The sequence below is a fragment of the Nitrospira sp. genome (assembly GCA_037045225.1).
Classification (GTDB): Bacteria; Nitrospirota; Nitrospiria; order Nitrospirales; family Nitrospiraceae; genus Nitrospira_A.
The window spans coordinates 2,766,083-2,780,646 of the sequence record JBAOHZ010000009.1 but is presented as its reverse complement, the minus strand read 5'-3'; the positions used below and the strand labels follow the sequence as shown (position 1 = coordinate 2,780,646).

Here is a 14,564-nt window from a genome sequence, read left to right as displayed (position 1 = left end):
TACGACTGACCCACGCTACAAACTCGGCCCTGCCGCCATTTTCTCGAGACAGACGACGCGATCGATACCACCCTCGTCCCGCAGAACACCATCGATGCGAAACCATCCGCTGTTCTCGGCCTCGCGACAGACGGTCGCTGCCTGGCCAAGGCCCACTTCCATCAGCAACATACCCCCGGCCTTCAAATACGTCGGCGCTTGCTGGATAAGGCGACGGTGGACATCCATTCCATCAGGTCCACCGGCCAACGCCATACGCGGCTCGAAGCACCGAACTTCCGGCTGAAGCATCGCCAGATCGAGCTCTGCGATATACGGGGGATTTGAAAGAACCACGTCGACCTGCCCCACCAACCCACGTTCGGCCAACGGTGCCAGGAGATTTCCCTGCACACATTCAATTCGGGTACCCAACCCATGCTGCTCCATATTCGCCCGCGCCACAGTCAATGCCTCGGCCGAGACATCGATAGCCAACACTCGCGTCTCCGGTAGGGCCGACGCCACGGACACCGCCAGACAGCCGGACCCGGTCCCAACATCCACCACTATGGCGGTCAGATTCTGCCCGCACCGACGGATCGTCTCTTGAACCAACAACACACTCTCCGGACGCGGAATGAGGACAGATGAGGTAACACGGAATTCTCGCCCGCAAAACTCCTGCGTGCCAAGTACGTACTGGAGCGGCTCCCGATTGGCGCGCCGCGCAACCAGCGCCTGCACACGCGCATAGTCTACGTCAGACACCTGACGTTCGGCATTCACCCGCTGCATGAGCGGCGGCAGCTGCAGCACATACTCCAACAGCCAGGCCGCCTCCAATCCCGGCTGCTCGATACCGGCCGCCCGAAGGCTCCCTTGAGCCTCAACCAATAATGAGCGGATGGTCCCGACCGACGAGGCGGCCAGGTCGAACGGGTGCACACTCATTTGGCTTCCAGGGAGGCGAGATGTTCATAATGTGCGCGTAACGCCTGAACAATTTCTTCCAGATCCCCAGCCAAAACTTGATCGAGCTTATGCACCGTTAGGCCAACGCGATGATCCGTCACACGGTTTTGGGGAAAATTGTACGTGCGGATCTTTTCACTCCGATCACCCGTTCCCACCTGCGATTTCCGAGTTTGTGCGATCTCCGCATCCTGCTTTTCGCGCTCAGCTTCGACAATGCGCGCCCGCAAATTCCGCATGGCTTTGGTTCGATTCTTGAGCTGAGACCGCTCATCCTGACAGCTCACGACCACGCCGGTTGGAATGTGGGTGATGCGGACCGCCGAATAGGTCGTATTGACACTCTGCCCGCCCGCACCTGACGAACAAAATGTGTCGATACGCAAATCCTTCGGATCGATATGCACCTCTACCTCGTCCACCTCCGGCATCACCGCTACGGTCACGGTCGAGGTATGAATTCTCCCGCTCGCTTCCGTAGTGGGCACTCGCTGGACGCGATGCACTCCACTCTCATACCGGAGCCGACCATATGCGCCCTTCCCTTCGAGCAACGCAATTACTTCCCGGTAGCCACCGATCCCGGTCTCGGACGCATCTACGACTTCCAACTTGAGCCGATTGCGCTCGGCATACTTGAGATACATTCGGAACAGATCTCCGGCAAACAGGGCCGCCTCATCCCCACCCGTTCCAGCCCGAATTTCGAGAAACATATTTTTCTCGTCGCGCGGATCCTTCGGGGTGAGAAAATCCTTGGCCTGCTCTTCGAGATCCAGCACCTGCTGCTTCAGATGGGCGCTCTCCTCCGCGAACAACTGCTTCATGTCCGCCCCGGTCGAGGCGTCCTGCAGCAGGGCCGAGGCCTCGTCCAGCTGCTTCTTCGCCTCACAGTACGCAACAAATTGGGTTGCCGGCGCCTCCAGTTCTGTCCGTTCCTTGTTCAGCTTGTGGATCATGCCCGGCTGATTGAGCACAGACGGATCCATGAGTTGATTGGTCAACTCTTGGAAGCGCGCAGCCATGCCTTCCCACTTCTTGATCAGCCCATCTTCCATGTCCCGCCCATTCCGGCCGTAGCCCGCATGACGCCAAAAAACAAGAGACCCTGCCCCAAAAGGAAGCAGGGTCTCCATGATGTCCTGACTGAGGCCTACTTATCTTTTTTGGCGTACTTCTTCTTGAACCGTTCGACACGCCCTTCGGTATCGACGATTTTCTGCGTTCCCGTAAAGAAGGGATGGCACCCGGCACAGATGTCGACCTTGATGTTGCCAATGGTGGATCGTGTTTTGAACGTGTTCCCGCAAGCACAATGCACAGTCGCTTCACGGTAGACTGGATGAATTCCCTTTTGCATACGTGCTCCTCTACTACCCTTGATTCGTTGACTCGCCCGGTCCTACTCGCCAGGGTGCACGACTTTACACTGGAGTGGCCCGCACTGGCAAGCGGCAGCCTAACGATTCATCGATTGCAAAAATTCCTGGTTCGTTTTGGTCCCGCCGATCTTGTCCATTAAGAACTCCATGGCTTCCATGGTGCCTAATGGGCTCAGGACCTTGCGCAGAATCCACATCTTGTTCAGGCGGTCGCGGTCGACCAGCAACTCTTCCTTGCGGGTTCCGGACTGACTGATATCGATCGCCGGGAACAACCGCTTGTCGGCCAGACGACGATCCAAGTGCACTTCCATGTTACCAGTTCCCTTGAATTCTTCGAAGATCACGTCGTCCATACGGCTGCCGGTATCGATCAGCGCGGTCGCCATGATCGTCAGACTGCCACCATTTTCAATGTTTCGGGCGGCGCCGAAGAATCGTTTTGGACGCTGCAAGGCATTGGAATCCAATCCGCCCGAGAGCACCTTCCCGCTGGGAGGCGCAATCGTATTGTAGGCCCTGGCCAAGCGGGTGATGCTATCGAGCAGGATCACGACATCCTTCTTATGCTCAACCAGCCGCTTTGCCTTCTCCAGCACCATTTCCGCCACCTGCGCGTGACGCTGCGCCGGTTCGTCGAATGTGGAACTGATCACCTCGGCTTTCACCTGGCGCTGCCAATCGGTCACTTCCTCCGGTCGCTCATCGATCAACAAGACGATGAGCGTGACTTCCTTATGGTTCTTTAGAATCGCGCGGGCGATCGCCTGCAGCAGCATCGTTTTGCCGGTGCGGGGTGCGGCAACAATCAGTCCGCGCTGCCCTTTCCCAATGGGAGTCGTGAGATCCATCACGCGGGTGCAGTACTCTTCGCGATCAAACTCGAGATTGAGCCGTTCCTCAGGATACAGCGGCGTCAGGTTGTCGAAGAGGATCTTGTCGCGCGCGACTTCCGGGTCTTCATAATTGACCTTTTCCACCTTGAGTAAGGCAAAGTAGCGCTCGCTCTCCTTGGGCGGACGTATTTGCCCCGACACAATATCGCCCGTCCTCAGGTTGAAGCGGCGAATTTGTGAGGGGGAGATGTAGATATCGTCTGGCCCCGGGAGATAGTTCGAGTCAGGCGCGCGCAGGAATCCAAACCCATCCGGCAAGGTCTCCAGCACTCCTTCGCCAAACACTACGCCATTCTTCTCCGTCTGCGCTTGCAGAATGGCGAAAATGAGTTCCTGCTTACGCAGATTCGCCGCGCCCTCAATCTTCAGATCCCGCGCCACCTCATTTAAGTCGGCGATCGACTTCTGCTTGAGTTCCGCGAGATGCATAACTTCCCCTTTAACCTGTGTCATACCTCTTCCCTATCGGGCTCTCAACCCGACAGCTCCCCAAAATGAGAAAAACAATTGAGTGGTCATGAACGAATTCACGGAAGTGATTGTCTAGGTGTCGACCTGCTGGTTGCCTACGGCAGGATGGTTCGATGAAGGTATTGCCGATTTAGATTTTGCGGAAATGAGAGTAACCCGCTGCTTCACTACTCTTGGGAATTTACGTTTGAGATGGGTCTCGGGAGCTGATGCACAGAAGGTAAAACTATTTCTACGAATCGCGAAGTTGAACCGATTCTAGCGCCGAGCCGGAACATTGTCAATACATTAACGTCTGATCCGTCGTTCTTCAAACCACAATATGCCTTCTCCCTCGCCCCATAATCTAATCCCACCACGCTTCGGCCGTCACTCAACCGTCACGTTATACACTCCATCATGGATTGCAGTCTCGGTTGCAGGCCATGGAGTGATATGCTAAAGATCGCGCGGAGACATATTCATGGCCAAATCAGACAACGACACACCGGATCGCATATTTACACTGGCCGAAGCCAACGAACTCCTCCCTCAACTCAATCAGCGATTTGCCGCCGTACGTCGGGCGAAAACCGTGATCGCGAGCACGAAGGAGGAAGTGAGTAAAGCTAGCGCTCAGGCAGCGTCAGGCGGCGGAAGCCCCGTAGGAGCGCTCTACATTCGAGCGCTCCATGAAATCAGTGGTAGCCTGCAGGCGATTCACGAACTCGGCGTGGTTATTAAGGATGTCGACCTTGGACTGTGCGACTTCCCCTATGAACTCGACGGTCGCGTCGTCCACCTGTGCTGGAAGTTCGGTGAAGATCAAATTCGGTGGTGGCACGAGACGTCCTGTGGATACAAAGATCGTCACCCCCTCGATGAAACTGCCGTATAAACAAGAGGATCCTGAGACAGCTATGACATTCGTCATCCTTGGGTTCGATGGGCCAGACGGCCAAGCAAGACGCAAGATTCATCGTGCCGCCCACCTCGCCGGACTGGAGCCGCTGCACCGCGCGGGGAAAGTGGTCCTCGCCGGCCCGTTCACCGACCAGGCTGGCAGCCTTATCATTATCGAAGCGGACTCGCTCGAGGACGCGAAACGAATCGCCCAAGAAGACCCTTATACGATACACGGCATTTTTGAACGCGTAGAAGTTCACCCCTTCCTGCAAGTGCTTCCGACCTCACAACCTCCCACGTAATCAGAACCCTGTGCACCCACAACCCTCCACCTTGCCAATGGATCGTGGCCACTTCCTCATTCTAGACACCCGAGTTCGCTGAGCGCTGAAGCGGCTCCTCCACACTCCTTCAGATTGACAACACAAAAGATCGCCACCTATAATCCGCACTTAGCGCTGTTTGAGAAGCGGGAGCGCTGTAGTTCAAAAGGCCTAACCGCCTGCTCCTGCGCTGGCCCTAAATTTCCCCACTGTGGGCCTTCTGCTGTGTTGCGGAGAAACGGCGAGAAAGCTTAGAGTGACTTGACCCCACGCTTTAACCGAGGGTATCCCTTCTCCAAAGTTGTTAACCCCAAAAAGAGAGCAGGTTCGAATGACTCAGTATCGCGTGTTACCAGGACCAGAGCACTTCCTGCCACCGGCAGCCGCCTCCATGGGGATTTATCTCCCCAATCCAGGAGAGGCACATATTAACGGCGTGATCGTTCCTGAAGAAAAAGCCTACGAAGAAGCGGCACGCCAGTTTCTGATGGCACAGGTACCCACTATTTTCCCTGGCCCCTTAGTGTTGTGGGCCTGGAACGAAAAAGCGGCAAAGAAGGCCGCCGCCGTCAGGAAACTATATGAAACTTTGAAGGAGTGTGTTCAGCCCGGGCAGAAACCGATGCTGATCCCGATGCCGGACTATCGCCCGAAGTATCCCAAGATCAATCCTGAAGTAGAAATCAATCCCAACCATCCGAACTTGACCATCTGGCATAACAAGATCGACTGCTGCATGTTCATCGGCGTGCACTGCCACCAAGCGAATTTGTCGCTGAAGATCATCCGTGGCGGGACGTCCTGCTACACCGTCGCGATGTGCGCCCAGGCCGGACATGAAGATGCCATGCTCTCCTTTAGAGATGCCTCCGTGGAAAAAATCCTCAAGCTAGGCGAGTGGATTAAAAAGCTCAAAGGCACGGTCAAGCCACGGCTGACCACAACAAAGTCCAGCGCGTCAAACTAAGTGGCTTCAAGCACTTCTAACGATTAAAAGGAGGCCGAGTCCATGGCGGAAACAAAATCCCACATCGGGACGCAAAATAAAAAAGGCCAGACATATACAGATGCCTGGAAGATGATGAACGAAGCCCCGCGCAACCCGTCTTTTTATACCGGGAGCGAGGTCATTAAAGAAGCCTTACGGCGTGCGAGCTGCGATGTGATGATCGCCTATCCCATCACACCACAGAGCGAGGCAGCCGCCCTCATCGGTGAGTTGTTTGCGGAAGGCTACATCGGAGACTATTTCCGTGGCGAGAGCGAGTTTGCCGTGATGTCCCAATGTGCTGGTGCCGCTTTTGGTGGCGCTCGGGTGTTCACCACGACGGCAGGACCTGGCACCATGCGCGCGATGGAGAATTTCCCAATGTGGGCGGGAGCGCGCCTACCGATCCAAATGATCGTCACGTGTCGCGGCATCAACTCCCCGTTATCGATTCAGCCCGATACCATTGAGATTTCCTACCTGCTGAACACGGGCATGCTCGTGTGGCATGCAGAAACCGCTCAAGACTTCTTCGATTGGATCCTCAAAGGTTTCATCGTGTCAGAAGAGCCGGAAGTGCATTTACCGTTGGCACTGTGCTGCGATGGTTTCTTTGTGACCCACACAAAAGACGTCGTCAATCTCACTCCCGCTGATATGTGCTTGCCACCGTATGATCCCTACCGTTCCCCCGTGCCCTGCATGGACATGGAATGTCCGCCAGTCCGGATGATGCGTGACCCGTTCATCATGAAGAGTAACTACATCAGCTACGCCACCCACGCCTCGTGGCAGCAAGAAGTTTGGGCGGCAGTAGAACGATCGCGCAAACACACGATTAAGTGGATCAACGGCCTGATTGAAACCGAAAATACCGATGCTGACGTGGTGATTGTTGCGTCAGGCACTGCCGTCTCGCAAGGGCGGGAAGCTATCCGCCTGCTCGAGGATGAAGGCGTACGTTGCGGACTCGTGAAGGTCAAGTCACTCCGTCCTTGGCCCGGAGAGGAAATTCGAGAGGCCACCAAGAATGCGAAACACATCTTTGTGCCGGAGTTTAACGTAACCGGCTGGCTGGCGAAGGAAATCAAAGCCACCATTCCTAACAGCGAACGTGTTCATGCCGGCCCGCATGTGTGTGGCGGAATGACGATGCCGCCAGAAATCATCGCCTCAGAGATCAAGACGGCTCTCGGCTTGCGCTCCGAGTCACTCGCTGGAAGAGGGAGCTGATAGTAGCTGAGTTGTGAAACCGTCCATTGAGCCATCATTTCGTGACAGACAAGCCTTGAGGAGGCATACATGAGCAAAGAGCGAATCAAGATTTCGCCGGACCTATATGACATCATGCCATCGGACTATCAGGATCTCGTGCAAAGCGCGACCTATGGGAAGGAAGACCGTGGCTGGAAGGATATCGGAACTTCTAAAGAGTTGATCGAGCAGCACTCCTTGTGCGCAGGCTGCCCGGAATCAATGGCCTTCCGCTATATCCTAGCGTCACTCCCGAACCCCGAGGACACGGTCATGGTTGGTTCCACAGGGTGCACCAGCCTTGTGTTCCCCATGGTGGCAGTGCACAACATCCACTCGCTCTTTGGCAACCAAAACGCTATTGCATCCGGCCTGAAGCGAGCCCTGAGCGTGAGATTTCCCGACCGCGTCAAAGACGTAGTTGTCTTGGCCGGCGACGGCGCGACGGTCGATATCGGCCTCGATATGACCTTGCAAGCCTGGTTCCGCCAAGAAAAGTTCACGACCATCTGCTTTGACAACGAGCTGTATGCCAATACCGGAGGCCAGGAGAGCGGTCTGATGCAGAAAGGCTTCGTTGCCAAGATGGCGCCGGTCGGAAAGCTGTTTGATAAAGTCCGGTTGCCTGAAATTGCTCGGGAGTCCGGCTGTCACTACGTGGTCAACTGCACCGTGAGCAAACCGTCACTGGTGGAAAAAGTGATTCGGAATTCCGTCCTCATTGCACGTGAGATCGGGCCTACCTATATCCAGCTGTATACGCCGTGCATCCTTGAAATCGGCAAGAACAGCATGGAAGGCCTCCAGGAAATGCGTGACTCTGAAAAGCCAACTGAGCGGTTTGCCTATAAAGAGTATGTCAGCGAACCGGCGAAGCAGTTCCTGGCTGAACTGGCCGCTAAGGACAAGGAACGCAAAGCCGCCGCAAAACAGTTGGCGGGAAAAGCTTAAGGAATCGGAGGTCGCTCATGATCAAGAAAAGACTGAACATCCGCATGTCCGGGTTGGGTGGGCAGGGCGCCGTGACGGCTGCCCATGTCATGGCCATGGCCGCCAACCGTGACGGAAAGTTCTCCATTTCAAATCCGTTTTTCGGCGCTGAGAAGCGCATGGCTCCAGCAGAAAGCTATTGCCGAATCGGGATTGAACGGATCTATGACCGTGGAGAACTGGTGTTTCCCGATGTGATCGAAGTGTTCCATCCTCAGGTCATCACGATGGGCAAGAGCTACACCATGCCCTTCTACTCCGGTGTCAAAGAGGGGGGAGTCGTCATCATCAACTCGGCCCAGCCCCTCCTGTCTGAAGAGGACATCAATCGCCTTAAGGACCTGAACGTATCCTTGTTCTACATTGCAGGAACCGAACTCGCCATCGAGGTTGCCGGCACCGAGCTCTCGACCAATATGTCGATGATCGGTTCGGTCGCAGGCATTACCAAATGCGTCTCCATGGAAGCGCTCGACGGGGCCTTGCAGGAACGTTTCGGCAAGAAATTTGTGGCATCCGGCGGAACAGCCTCCTTGGACGAAGCAATCAAGAAGAAATTCGCCAAGAAGGAAATGCTGTTGGCGAAGAACCTGGCAACGGTCAAACGAGCCTACGAAATCGCCAGCGAATGGGCTGAGAAGAACAAAGTCGAGTTGCGGGTTGGCAATCCTGCCGTTGCGGCTTAACGAGAGAGAAGGAACCACGTCGCATGTATAACGTAGCGCAAGTGATCGACGAGAAGTGCGTGGCCAAGAAGGGCTGCCGCCTCTGCATCATGTACTGCCCGGAAGCCAACTGCTTGGATCTAAATTCAACCAAGATGGTGGCGGAGGTCACGATTGATCGCTGTAAAGGGTGTGAACTGTGCGTCGTCGTCTGCAACGCCGCCAAACACGAGGCGATTGAGATGCAGGCCGTCAGCGCCACGGGGCAGTTGATGAGCCACAAGGGTGAGTCCGCAGGCCTCGGACAAGCCTACCAAGGCTAAGCGAACCGCGTCGCCTCAAGGCCCCATAGCGTCCCACGCTATGGGGCTTTTTCTTGAACTGCGCACTGAGAGGAACCCATGGAACGAGAAGACAATGTGCTCGATGAGCTCCTCCGTGATATCGCTGGCCTCCTGAACGAATATCCCAAGGCCATCGAACGGCAAGCGGCGACGATCCATGCCGGCGGGAAGGATCCTGAACTGGCAGAGAAACTTGTTAAAGCCGCGGATACGATGCGAGATAGCGGAAACCTCTATCTCACCTGGGCAAAACATTTTGCCGCGCTGGCGGAAGGCAATACGGACGCCTCGTCCGATGAAGACGAAACGGATGATTTCGGGATCTAAAAAAGTCTCCCCCTTCTCCCTTTAGTTTTGCTAGAATGCCGATTCCATTTTGAACATCTTCATTCCCCGGTAGCTCAGTTGGTAGAGCAGCCGGCTGTTAACCGGCTGGTCGCAGGTTCGAGTCCTGCCCGGGGAGCCAACCTTTACGCTGCTGCGAACTCGTCCCTACCTCGGCAAGCTCGAAGATATTGAAGACGAGCTTGTCGGGGTATACGACGATATCCCTCACAAGACACCGAAGGACCTCCATTTGTTCTTTCGGTAGCAGCGCTGCGAAAACCCTTTGAAAATCTTTCAGATTTCGTAAAACGATCTCTGAATCGTACTCCCTCGCGGAATGCTCTTGGATCTGCCGTTGCACGGCTTGGTACTGGGCTTCTAAGCCCTGCTGTTCTTTGTGCTGACGATGCATCTCTTTCTCAAGGCGTTGCACTGAAACCGTTCCCTGCCCTACCCCTCGCACCAACCTATCTATTTCTCTTTCTAGCCGGTCCAGGCTCGCCTTGAGGCGAATGGCTTCCTGTTCAAGCGGTCGCACTTGCTCTTTTTGATCCCGGTTCAACTCCTCCACAGTCCCTTTCACCCACTCGGCCTGCTGACTCAGAGTGGACAGGTATTCAATAACCTGTCGTTCTACAGCGTCAGCATTGAGGGCCTTGACCGTACAGACCGCATTGTTCTGATGCATCGTCTTGGTGCAGCGGTAGTATGGGATGCGATTAATGGACTGATCCTTTCGACGCTTCTGCGTGTAGTGCGGGGTCATCACTGACTGACATACGCTGCATTTCAGCAGTCCCTTTAAAAGAAACGCTCTTTGGATCTTCGTTTCAGCTCGGGTATGTTCTCGGGCCATCGACTGCACTTTATGGAAGAGCCCCTCCTCCACAATGGCCTCATGCTCGCCCTGGAAAACCTGATCGTTAAACTGTACTTTTCCTTGATAGGTGGGGTTGCTGAGAATGTAATCAATCGTCATCTTCCCCCAAGGCTTGCCAGACCGTGAATACCATCCACGACGATGTAGCTCCGCGCGTAGGCGGGTCAGTGAGGGATCTTGCGCGAAGAATTGAAACATGAACTGCACGCAGGCAGACTCCTGAGGGTGCTTCACTAACCGCTTGTCGTCATTCTGATAGCCAAAGGGGATATTGCCGCCATTCCACAGGCCCTTGGTCGCCCGTTGCTGCATTTTGTCTCGGGTACGATCCGCCGTCATTTCGCGTTCAAACTGGGCAAAGTCCAACAAAATATTCCGCAGCAATCGTCCCATTGGATGATGCGTATCGAGGCTCTGCGTGATGGACACGAATTTGGCCCCATGGCGGTCAAATAAATCCATCAGGACATGAAAATCCTTCACGGATCGGGTCAGTCGATCAATTTTGTAGGCCAACACGCAGGTAATCCGTCCAGCCCGAATATCTTGCAGTAACTCCTTCAAGGCGGGTCGATTCATCGTGTCGGCTGAGAAGCCCGCATCTTCATAGACGCGATAGACGACATACTGTTCCTGGCTTTTACAGTAGGCCTCAAGCTTCTCGCGTTGGGTTTCGAGGGAACTGTATTCCGTGTCGGCTTGATTCCGAGTGGAGACACGCGTGTAGAGGCCGCAAATAGTCGGAGCAGGTGCAATCGCCATTATGCTGTTCCTTTCGCCTGGAGGCCTAACAGGGCTCGTTCCAGCCTATTGGCTAGGCGGATTCGCTGGTGGTACCAAGACACGTAGCAAATAACACGGACCGCGCGCCATGCCATCCCTCGATTATTGAGAACATACAGTAAGACCTCCGGTGCAAGTCGCTCCTTGGGCAATGATCCCATAAGCCAGACTAGGGCAAAGGCGTCTGCCTCGATGTCTCTATGATCATTCCGATTAAGTGATAGCTGTGTATCGGGCTCCCTCATTTCGGGAAGGTGCAAGTGGACATGCCCCAGTTCGTGGGCGATGACAAACTGCCGGTTCAACGGGTTTAATCCACGACGAAGCACAATCATAACCTGGCCTTCGTCACGTGTCGTGATGCCCTCAATCTTAGGCCCAAACGTGGTCTCCAGGACCTCTACCCCTTGATTAGCGGCGGCTTCTTCTTGATGGTGAAAAGGGAGCGTTTGACAGTGGGGATAGACGGCCTGGAGTTTCTGAATAAAGCGCTCCGGTCGTCGCAACCAATGAATGAACGAGGCGAGCAGACCGGAAATAGTCTTCATCGACGTCCTCTCTTTTTCCTTTGATTGAGGATCACCGCCTGCAACTGCTTCATCGCTTCCTTAAGATCTGCCCTGGAGACTGCTTCGTGTGCACTCAACAGTGCCGGGAGCAGCAAATCTGGGACGCGCTTCGCTTCGACAAGCAGCCGCTCGGGCGGATCGACGCGAAGGACCTCCGCCAATTTCAGAATGAGGGTATCGTCTGGCGGGAGTCCCCGTTCGCCCGATAACAGCCGAGAAAGATAGGCCGGCGAAATCCCGGCTTCACTGGCCACGGTCCTGAGACTGAGGTTAACCGTTTCCATTTGCCTTTTTACCAAGGTGCGGAATCCGTGGGGGACCTGTGGGGTATCTCGATTCATCTCTGGATTATTCATAGGACCACTCTATACCTGAAATGTTGTCCAGCAGTCAACGAAAAATGAACAGTTCTATTGACCGTTGGGCAACGACTCTCTATAGTGCCCTTCACGGAGGAGGATGATGATTAAGAACCATCTGAAAGAATGGCGAGCCCGACAAGCCCAGCGCGGCATTTCCAAGGCCGCCCTTGCACGCAGAATACGGGTGAACCGTTCCTATGTCACAAAGCTTGAGCAGGGAAAGGCAGTCCCCAGCCTGCTCGTCGCCCTGCAACTGGCAGAGTACTTTGGTTGCACCGTGGATGAACTGTTTCAGTTACAGCCCGAAACGACCTTAGATCCTTGCTGTACCGATGTGTTGCCCAATGGGCACCATAATGAACATTGAAATTAATTTCGTTCCAGTCGATCCGCAGGCACGTGAAGAACACACCTACTTGTTGCGGTCTCTTCTTCTCCAGGGTGCGCGACGACTCTCCTCAAAGCCTGTCGGCCTTTCCACTAACCCCACAGAGCCCTCTCTACCGGCTCTCTCGTCCCAACCTGCACCTTTGGAGATATTTCATGTCTGAGCCGTATTCCTCCAGGTTCGAGTCAACACCTCATGCGCCTCAATCCGGTGGTCGCCCTGTCAGACCGGAATGGTCACGTAAGCAGAAACGAGGCTATCAGCGGATTCGCTCGCTCTTGTGGTTTTGGGAAGCCCATCACTTTCAGGTGCTGTGGGTCACGCTTTCGACTGCGGACGGCGGACAGGCGGACAAACTGACCTATCATCACAAGCAACTACGCCAGCGAATCGAGCGCCAGCTAGGTTATCGAGGTTTGGAGTACTACCAAGTCCGCACAGAAGAGGGCCATGGAGTGCTGCATATCTTTTGGGCCTGGCGGGTCCCAGACGGCGAACGTCATCGGCGCTTCTGGATTGCCCAACCGTGGCTTTCCGCGCAATGGGAAGCCTTGCATGGCGCCCCAGTGGTCTGGATTAAGGCCTATGAGGCGGGGCAGCGGTCACGTAATCGTTTGAGCCGGTATGTCATCAGTCAATACGTCCAGGATCAATCCGGGTACGTCAACATGTGTTGGTCCTGGAAGCGCTCTCTCGGCTTCCCGATGAGCACTCTGTGGGAAGAGATGAGAAACCAATGGTCCAGTCGTAATGTCTTCCGACGGATTCGAGGGGAATTAGAAATCCCTCGCATCGTCTTAGTCAAAACCTGGGAAGACCTCCTGGCGGGGCACGCGATTCTCTATAACGGGTTTGTTTTGCAATTAACCCTCGGGAAAGGCCTCACATCGAGTAAGCCATGAGCAGCCATACTTGCGTCAAAATGATCAATTCCTTGTTCGGTCCCACCTCTTGCGGACGGACTGGTGTCATTTATGATCGGGCTCGCAAAGGCTGGCTTTGCTCTGAACACGGCAAAGAACGGCTCTGTGAGTTCTGTCAGGCTGATCCGATGTGGGGTTGCATCTGCTATCAGGGGGACGGCGTAGCACGAGAGATCTTTCTCTGTTGCTCGTGTGCAGGGCTCACCACTCGCAAATTCCACTTCTAACCTTCATCTACAGCCGCCGGGAGAGATTTGCACCAAGTAGCCAACCCTTTCGGACCTCAAGGAGCCATTGTATAAACTGTAACACGTTATCGATTGAAGCCTTACGGCCATCCGGCTTCTGCGGCTCAGAGATCTCTTGTCTCAGCCCCACAATAAGCACGGTCTGTGATGATTTTGTGATGGACGCTATGCTAAAGCCATTCCTCATCCTCTCTCGATCATGTGGTGATCATGGCTAAACACATTCTTGTAGTAGAAGACGACTTGGATATTGGTCGCCTCCTGGGGATGCATCTGACCGATTTAGCATATGTCGTAGAGATCGCCAAAACTGGGGTGGAGGGCCTTCAATATGTGCTCTCGAAGAGATATGACCTCATTATTCTCGACGTGATGCTTCCAGGCATTGACGGATTAGAGATATGCCGGCAGATTCGGTCGCTGCCCTCCTACACACCCATCCTCATGTTGACTGCGAAGTCCTCAGAAATCGACCGGGTGCTTGGGCTAGAAGTCGGCGCTGACGACTATCTGACCAAACCATTTAGTGTTCGAGAGTTGCTCGCACGCGTAAAGGCCCTTTTCCGGCGCTCTGAAGCATTCAGGGATAAGACGCAAGATCTTCAGAAAACAATCCGCGCGGAGGGCCTGTATATCGATGTTGAGAAACGAAAGGTCACAGTAGGAGGCAGCCCGCGGGATCTCACGGCCAAAGAGTTCGATTTACTCCTCCAGTTTGCTCTCCATCCTGGCCGGGTTTATACCCGTACTCAGCTTCTCGATGCGGTCTGGGGTTACGGTCACGACGGCTACGAACATACGGTGAATTCCCATATCAACCGATTGCGCGCCAAGATTGAAAAGGATTCCGCCAAGCCTGACTTTATTTTGACCGTGTGGGGCGTCGGGTACAAATTCTGTGAAATAGAAGCATCTCCCTTACAGGACTGACC

At 54.7% G+C, this 14,564-nt stretch carries 17 protein-coding genes and 1 tRNA gene; 12 read left to right on the top strand and 6 right to left on the bottom strand.

The genetic code is table 11. The features are described from left to right. Window positions 1-15: 15 nt before the first annotated feature. The 4 genes from prmC to rho form a co-directional block, all read right to left on the bottom strand. Window positions 16-933: a peptide chain release factor N(5)-glutamine methyltransferase gene (gene prmC, locus V9G17_13825; protein MEI2753676.1), complete on the bottom strand. Its 918-nt coding sequence runs from the start codon at window positions 931-933 to the stop codon at window positions 16-18. Continuing rightward, window positions 930-2,012: a peptide chain release factor 1 gene (gene prfA, locus V9G17_13820; GenBank protein MEI2753675.1), complete on the bottom strand. Its 1,083-nt coding sequence runs from the start codon at window positions 2,010-2,012 to the stop codon at window positions 930-932. The genes prmC and prfA overlap by 4 nt, the downstream gene beginning before the upstream one ends. 95 nt (window positions 2,013-2,107) lie before the next feature. After that, window positions 2,108-2,314 (bottom strand): 50S ribosomal protein L31, encoded by a 207-nt coding sequence (gene rpmE / locus V9G17_13815; protein MEI2753674.1) that lies wholly within the window; start codon window positions 2,312-2,314, stop codon window positions 2,108-2,110. 99 nt (window positions 2,315-2,413) lie between these two features. Next, on the bottom strand, window positions 2,414-3,661 hold the full coding sequence (gene rho / locus V9G17_13810; protein MEI2753673.1) for a transcription termination factor Rho: 1,248 nt from the start codon (window positions 3,659-3,661) through the stop codon (window positions 2,414-2,416). Between the two features lie 505 nt (window positions 3,662-4,166). Here rho and V9G17_13805 point away from each other — a divergent pair. The 9 genes from V9G17_13805 to V9G17_13765 all read left to right on the top strand — a co-directional run bounded on the left by V9G17_13805 (window position 4,167) and on the right by V9G17_13765 (window position 9,618). Next, entirely contained in the window at window positions 4,167-4,580 is a 414-nt protein-coding gene (locus tag V9G17_13805; GenBank protein ID MEI2753672.1) for a DUF2203 domain-containing protein, read from the top strand. Window positions 4,581-4,602: 22 nt separating this feature from the next. Further along, the gene (locus tag V9G17_13800; protein MEI2753671.1) at window positions 4,603-4,890 is read left to right on the top strand and encodes a YciI family protein; all 288 of its coding nucleotides are present in this window, start codon (window positions 4,603-4,605) and stop codon (window positions 4,888-4,890) included. A 352-nt stretch (window positions 4,891-5,242) separates the two neighbouring features. Further along, a complete protein-coding gene (locus V9G17_13795; protein ID MEI2753670.1) occupies window positions 5,243-5,878 on the top strand; it encodes a carbon monoxide dehydrogenase beta subunit family protein in 636 nt (211 codons plus the stop codon). Window positions 5,879-5,920: 42 nt separating this feature from the next. Beyond that, on the top strand, window positions 5,921-7,132 hold the full coding sequence (locus tag V9G17_13790; GenBank protein ID MEI2753669.1) for a transketolase C-terminal domain-containing protein: 1,212 nt from the start codon (window positions 5,921-5,923) through the stop codon (window positions 7,130-7,132). 69 nt (window positions 7,133-7,201) lie between these two features. Further along, entirely contained in the window at window positions 7,202-8,104 is a 903-nt protein-coding gene (locus V9G17_13785; protein MEI2753668.1) for a thiamine pyrophosphate-dependent enzyme, read from the top strand. Between the two features lie 17 nt (window positions 8,105-8,121). Next, on the top strand, window positions 8,122-8,829 hold the full coding sequence (locus V9G17_13780; protein ID MEI2753667.1) for a 2-oxoacid:acceptor oxidoreductase family protein: 708 nt from the start codon (window positions 8,122-8,124) through the stop codon (window positions 8,827-8,829). Between the two features lie 23 nt (window positions 8,830-8,852). Then, the gene (locus tag V9G17_13775) at window positions 8,853-9,131 is read left to right on the top strand and encodes a pyruvate ferredoxin oxidoreductase (GenBank protein MEI2753666.1); all 279 of its coding nucleotides are present in this window, start codon (window positions 8,853-8,855) and stop codon (window positions 9,129-9,131) included. Window positions 9,132-9,209: 78 nt separating this feature from the next. Next, window positions 9,210-9,479: a hypothetical protein gene (locus V9G17_13770; GenBank protein MEI2753665.1), complete on the top strand. Its 270-nt coding sequence runs from the start codon at window positions 9,210-9,212 to the stop codon at window positions 9,477-9,479. Between the two features lie 63 nt (window positions 9,480-9,542). Further along, a tRNA-Asn gene (locus V9G17_13765) sits at window positions 9,543-9,618 on the top strand. 1,502 nt (window positions 9,619-11,120) lie between these two features. Here V9G17_13765 and V9G17_13760 read toward each other — a convergent pair. Together V9G17_13760 and V9G17_13755 are read right to left on the bottom strand one after the other, a co-directional pair. Then, window positions 11,121-11,690: an ImmA/IrrE family metallo-endopeptidase gene (locus V9G17_13760; protein MEI2753664.1), complete on the bottom strand. Its 570-nt coding sequence runs from the start codon at window positions 11,688-11,690 to the stop codon at window positions 11,121-11,123. After that, a complete protein-coding gene (locus V9G17_13755) occupies window positions 11,687-12,067 on the bottom strand; it encodes a helix-turn-helix transcriptional regulator (GenBank protein ID MEI2753663.1) in 381 nt (126 codons plus the stop codon). Before V9G17_13755 ends, V9G17_13760 begins: the two co-directional genes overlap by 4 nt. Window positions 12,068-12,170: 103 nt before the next feature. On the opposite strand from V9G17_13755, the gene V9G17_13750 reads away from it, so the two are divergent. The 3 genes from V9G17_13750 (at window position 12,171) to V9G17_13740 (ending at window position 14,562) form a co-directional block, all read left to right on the top strand. Beyond that, window positions 12,171-12,440 (top strand): helix-turn-helix transcriptional regulator, encoded by a 270-nt coding sequence (locus V9G17_13750; protein MEI2753662.1) that lies wholly within the window; start codon window positions 12,171-12,173, stop codon window positions 12,438-12,440. A 176-nt stretch (window positions 12,441-12,616) separates the two neighbouring features. Further along, on the top strand, window positions 12,617-13,363 hold the full coding sequence (locus V9G17_13745) for a hypothetical protein (protein MEI2753661.1): 747 nt from the start codon (window positions 12,617-12,619) through the stop codon (window positions 13,361-13,363). Between the two features lie 479 nt (window positions 13,364-13,842). Further along, the gene (locus V9G17_13740) at window positions 13,843-14,562 is read left to right on the top strand and encodes a response regulator transcription factor (protein MEI2753660.1); all 720 of its coding nucleotides are present in this window, start codon (window positions 13,843-13,845) and stop codon (window positions 14,560-14,562) included. Window positions 14,563-14,564: the final 2 nt, after the last annotated feature.